Origin of the sequence: uncultured Shimia sp. (genome assembly GCF_913054185.1) — a bacterium.
GTDB lineage: Bacteria > Pseudomonadota > Alphaproteobacteria > Rhodobacterales > Rhodobacteraceae > Shimia.
In genome coordinates, this window is sequence record NZ_CAJXIV010000151.1 from 1 (window position 1) to 4,782 (window position 4,782).

The following is a 4,782-nucleotide window of genomic DNA, read 5'->3' on the forward strand; positions in this document are numbered from 1 at the left end:
GCATCAAAATCAGCAAAGCCATCCAGCATCGCGGCGGCGGGCACAAAGTTGCGATGTGCCATTTTGGACCGGCTCTCGCCATTGGCCAAAAGCTCGTCTTCGGAGAGTTTGCGGATCGAGCGGATGCCGCTGCGCAGGTTGTGCCAATACTGCGCGATGCCGGGCGCGCCAGGCAGGTGGGCGGCCATGCCCACAATTGCAATATCCGTCTCAGCGACCGGTTGGTCCGTCGGGCTTGTCACCACATCCACCTGCTGTTCATTTACGCCGTCAGCGGTCCCCTTCTGAAGCGGGGACTCTTACACTTGCCTTAAAGATAGAACCCCATCCGCCCAGTAGGAAGGTGAAATCAGGGCAAATTGAGGGCAGAAAGATTAACAATCGCGCTCTGATGGAGCCAAAAGGCGAGGCTCCCTATGCCAATGCCCATGGCCCAAAAGGTTGCATCATGCCGCGCATCCCAAGCGCCATGTTTTCGCGCCAGCCAGACCACCGCCGGATAGGCCAACACCATCGCCAGACCTTGCCCCAGCAAAGCGCCGGTGAGGCCATACTGACTGGCCCCAATTATCAAACCCGCCATCATGAGCGCTGCCCGCGTGACGGCCAGAAAAAAGAACCCACGGCTGTCGCCTGCGGCCAGCGCGGCCTGATCATAGGTCAGGGCAATCACCTGCGGAATTTGCATCACAGCCAATAGCACCACGACACCACCCGCCAATACGTAGCGGGGATCATAGAGCACAGTCACTAGCCCAACACCAACCAAGGCAAACAGCGCCAAAAGCCCCATCAATCCGCCGCTCAACAACATGCGCATCTTGTGCAATTTAGCGCGGTTTTCGGGCCCCTCGCTGGGTGGCTTTTCGCGGTAAATCGGAATCATGATCCGCCGCATCAGCATCCCGCCCAGCAGCAGCGGAAACGACGCCAGGAAGTAGCCGATGTTATAGACCCCAAGCGCACCCAAACTAAGATGCTTGCCCAACACAATCTTGTCACCTTGCGACAGCAGGAACCCGGCGGCGGTGGAGAGGAAAATCCACTTGCCAAAGTGGATCAGTTCTCCGGCGGCGGGCTTGTCCCAGCGTGGTTTGTTGATCGTGCCGGGTAGGAAAATATAGTAGAAAATCAATTGCATGACCGTTGTCGTCACTGCATTGGCCACCAAGGCCCAAACCGATCCTGTGGCCCATGCAATTGCCACGCCGACCACCAATCCAATCACCTGCGCGGAGAGATCGATCGTCGTGATCCGCCCAAGCGCAAGGTGGCGGTTGGCGCTGTCTTTTTTGGTGGGGAACAGCCCCATGATCAGCAGGGTGAGGCCGACAATTGGCAGGATCTCGGCCAGCTCCGGCGCGTCATAAAACGCCGCCGCTGGCACAGCCAAGGACCAGGTCAGGATCAACAGGAACACGCCCCGTAACACCTGGATGGACCAGGCGGTGTCGAGAAAGGCGCGGTCTTCGCCACGTTTGCTCTGCAAGATCGACTGGGTCACCCCCATGTCGCTGAGATTGGCCAATCCTTGCAGGAACACCCAAACAAGGCTCATCAGGCCAAAGGCTTCGGGGAACAAAAGCCGTGTGAGGATCAGGTTGGAGGCCAGTCGCAGCGCCTGTGATCCGCCATAGCCAAAAATTGTCCAGCCGCCGCTGCGAATGGCGCGGGCAGCCAACGAGTCGCCCTGCGTGAGGCTCCTCAGACGGTTCATCTTCCGCGCTCCCACGAGTCCGATTTTTGTGGCGAGAGTTTCACCACTACCGAGACCGCCGCATAGACCGCAAAGCCCAATGGATCGCGCAGCATCATGCCGAGTTTCTCACCAAAGCTGAGCGTGACTTTATCGTCGTTTTTGAGCAGCTCTGGAAACCGTGCCACAATTTCGTCAACACCGGCGTTCTGGCGCCGCCGCACTTTGACCAAGGCTGCGAATCCTTCGACCAATGGCCAATCGTAACCTGCTTCGGTGCTGATGCGCTCCTCTGGCGCGAAGTTCAGACGCACAAAAGTGTCGTCTGAAATGATGCCGGGGAAGTCTTGCCAGCGCGCGCGACCGGCAGCGTTCACGGCAAACAACCCAGCCCCCGGCACGCCGTGGGTGATGAAGGGAACCTTGCTGTAGGTGCGCGCATAGGCCCGTGTGGCCCATGTTTTGGCACGTGACAGCCGCAACTTGCCGCTGGCGTAGCGTGGGGTGTCTGTGTTGAGGGTCTTGGTGATTTGTCCCATCAGGGCAGGGTCCACAAGCACATCTGCATCCAGATAGGCGCGATTGCCAAATGAGGCGGCCTCGTCAGCGGCGTTTAACGCGCCCATTTTGCCCAGGGCTGGCAGGTTCAAAACCGTGAGGGTCCAGCCTTTGGCTTCAACAGTTGTGCGGTAGCGTTCGGCAATCTGCACCGTGTCGTCATCACAGCCATTGGCCGCCACCACTATCTGCGCCACGTCTGGCCCCTCAGAGGCCAAGACCGCCTCCAGACAGGGGCCGATATGGGCGGCCTCATTGTTGGCCGGAATGAGAATGCTCAGCACGGAAATGGCTCGCCTCTGACGTCACGTTTGGCACAACCTATCAGATCGGTGCACGACGGGGCAGGGGGATTTCCCTTTCACATCAACCCTGTGTCACAAAAGCCCGCTGATCGGCAGCACCAGCGCAGGCGCGTCTTCAAAGGCCACGGCCTCCATCTCGGTCAAAAGATAACTGCGCCCGTCCGCGACGGCCCGCACCTGCGCACCTTCGCGGCTGAACTCATAGTCTCCGCGCACACCCGGCAAAATCGCCCGATCCGTGCCCGGCCCGCCATGCAGCAGATCGCCCGGTCCCCGCGCCACCAGCACATCATTGCCGCCCATACCCAACAACACATCGCGCTTGCCTGTACCCTCCAGCCGGTCGGCTGTGTCATCACCAAGGTAAATCCCGCCGTGCAGGAAAGTGTCCTCGGCGCGGTCTTCGCTCCAATGTGGGCCAGTGAGGTTATAGTCCAACAGCACGTCATGCCGGGGCGTTTTGTCCCCCAAATACCGCAGATGCCCCCAACTGCCCCATTTGCTGGGCTTGCCCACATCGGTAAACGCATTGAAGCTCTGCCCACCCAAACTGCGCCAGCTTGCCAGCAACTCTTCATACATCGTCGCCACCTCAGCGCTTGTGCTGAACTCTGTAAAGAACGCCGTCAGCGCCGCGTCATTGGCCTCAACACCCACGCCCACCGCGTGGTTGCCGCCCTCATACATCACCAGTGCGAGCCCGTTGTCCTGGGCCACTTTCTGATGATAGGGCAGCAGTTTGCCAGTGAGTTCTTTCAACTCACCGTTGCGCAGCCACGCCGCCGCCTGTGCCGCCACGCCATCATGCGCATGGTCTTCCACATAGGCCGCCAGTGCCGCCCGTTTCAGCCCTTCAGCAGACCCCGCCGCCTCAGCCTGTTTGCGCGCCGTATCAAGCCAACCGCGCAACTCTTTAGAACCTTCATCTTCCATCCCCAGAGTGACGCCAAAATAGCCGGTCACGCCATAAGCCTCAAACAAGCTCACCGGTGCCGGATTGCCCTCTGCCTGCCACAGCGGCGCCTGTAACAGGCCTTCTTCAAAGCCGGGCCAGCCGGTGTGCGTCGCAATCACCCGCGTCAGCCGACCTTCAGCAGCCTCGCCATAAACCTCGCCCCAAATGCGCGCCATCTCTGCCGCCCGCATCCCGGCAAACTGCATCTGCACGTCCTGGCCTTTGCCCCATCGCGCCTCGCCTTCGCGCAACGCCCATTGCGCCTGGTCAAAGCCCCAGTTCCACATCTCATTGGAATACTCGACATGGGCATTGAGCTCTGCATCCAGATGATTGCGCACATAGCTGGCAAAACCGGTCAAATACCCCTCATCCGCCAGATGCGGCATGGTGAACCACGGGTCTGCGCCAATCTCATTGGCGAGGCGCACCATCACTTCCACCGGCACCCCGCGCCAGCCATAGGTGAAGTCGCTCGTGAGTGGCCGACCGTCCCAGCTGGACTGGGTTGAGCCGTTGGTTTTCATCCAATCCATAAACCGCACCATGCGCAGGTCATCAATCACGTTGAGCCACATCGGATTGAACACCGCCCCGGCGTCCGCGAGCAGGGTGTAAGACTGCGCAATCACTTGAATGTCACGCACATAGTCGCCGGTCATATCCGGGTCCGGCTGGCGGATCTTGATCCCCACCGGCCCTTCTCCGGGCGTGAAGTCAAACCAGATTTCCCCCGGTGCTTTGGAGGTCACCCGCGCCCGTCCGGTGAGCTCAATCTCCCCCGCGCCTTGCCACGTCACCCGGTAACGCCCGGAATAGCCAACGGCCTGCTCGGGCAAGTCCGTCAGGAGCAAGGTCTCCACCGACTCGATGTCTTCAGGCACGCCCCAGATCCAGCCCGCTTCGTCCAACAAACCGCGCGCGTCCAGCTCTTCAAAGCTCACGCCACCCCATTGGCCGGGCAAATGCCCCACCCAGGGGCGCGCGGTTTTCATCACGTTGATAAACGGCTGTTGTGTGGACCAATCGCTGATCCCACTCAACCCCATGGCCAGCGCCGGGTCGGCCAGCCCAAGGCCTGCTAGCTGGGGCGCGTCTCCGTCTGGCGTGCGAAAGGGCACATTGGACGGCACCTCCCGGGCCGCCGCTTGCTCAATCGGCTTGAGCACCAACCGGTGAATTTCGTCACGCACCGCGTCCCAGTAGGTGCGCACATCCGGATGAATGCTTTCCGGAATATCGAGCACCAATGGCAGCTCCGCCTCATA

Annotated in this window: 4 protein-coding genes; all 4 read right to left on the reverse strand. The window is 60.3% G+C overall.

The features are described from left to right. Positions 1–242: beta-ketoacyl synthase N-terminal-like domain-containing protein (locus QZ517_RS19520; protein ID WP_294230562.1), on the reverse strand; the 242-nt coding region annotated here is incomplete at its 3' end. A gap of 107 nt (positions 243–349) precedes the next feature. Beyond that, positions 350–1,717 (reverse strand): oligosaccharide flippase family protein, encoded by a 1,368-nt coding sequence (locus tag QZ517_RS19525; RefSeq protein ID WP_294230565.1) that lies wholly within the window; start codon positions 1,715–1,717, stop codon positions 350–352. Next, positions 1,714–2,538, reverse strand: a complete 825-nt coding sequence (locus tag QZ517_RS19530) for a glycosyltransferase family 2 protein (protein WP_366766418.1) — start codon at positions 2,536–2,538, stop codon at positions 1,714–1,716. The genes QZ517_RS19525 and QZ517_RS19530 overlap by 4 nt, the downstream gene beginning before the upstream one ends. Before the next feature lie 93 nt (positions 2,539–2,631). Continuing rightward, positions 2,632–4,782, reverse strand: a 2,151-nt coding sequence (locus QZ517_RS19535; protein WP_294230568.1) for a calcium-binding protein, incomplete at its 5' end; no start/stop codon positions are given.

What these genes read in the sequence shown, in the direction of transcription:
- QZ517_RS19525 (WP_294230565.1), bottom strand. Translation starts at nt 1,717, where the DNA reads ATGAACCGTCTGAGGAGCCTCACGCAGGGCGACTCGTTGGCTGCCCGC.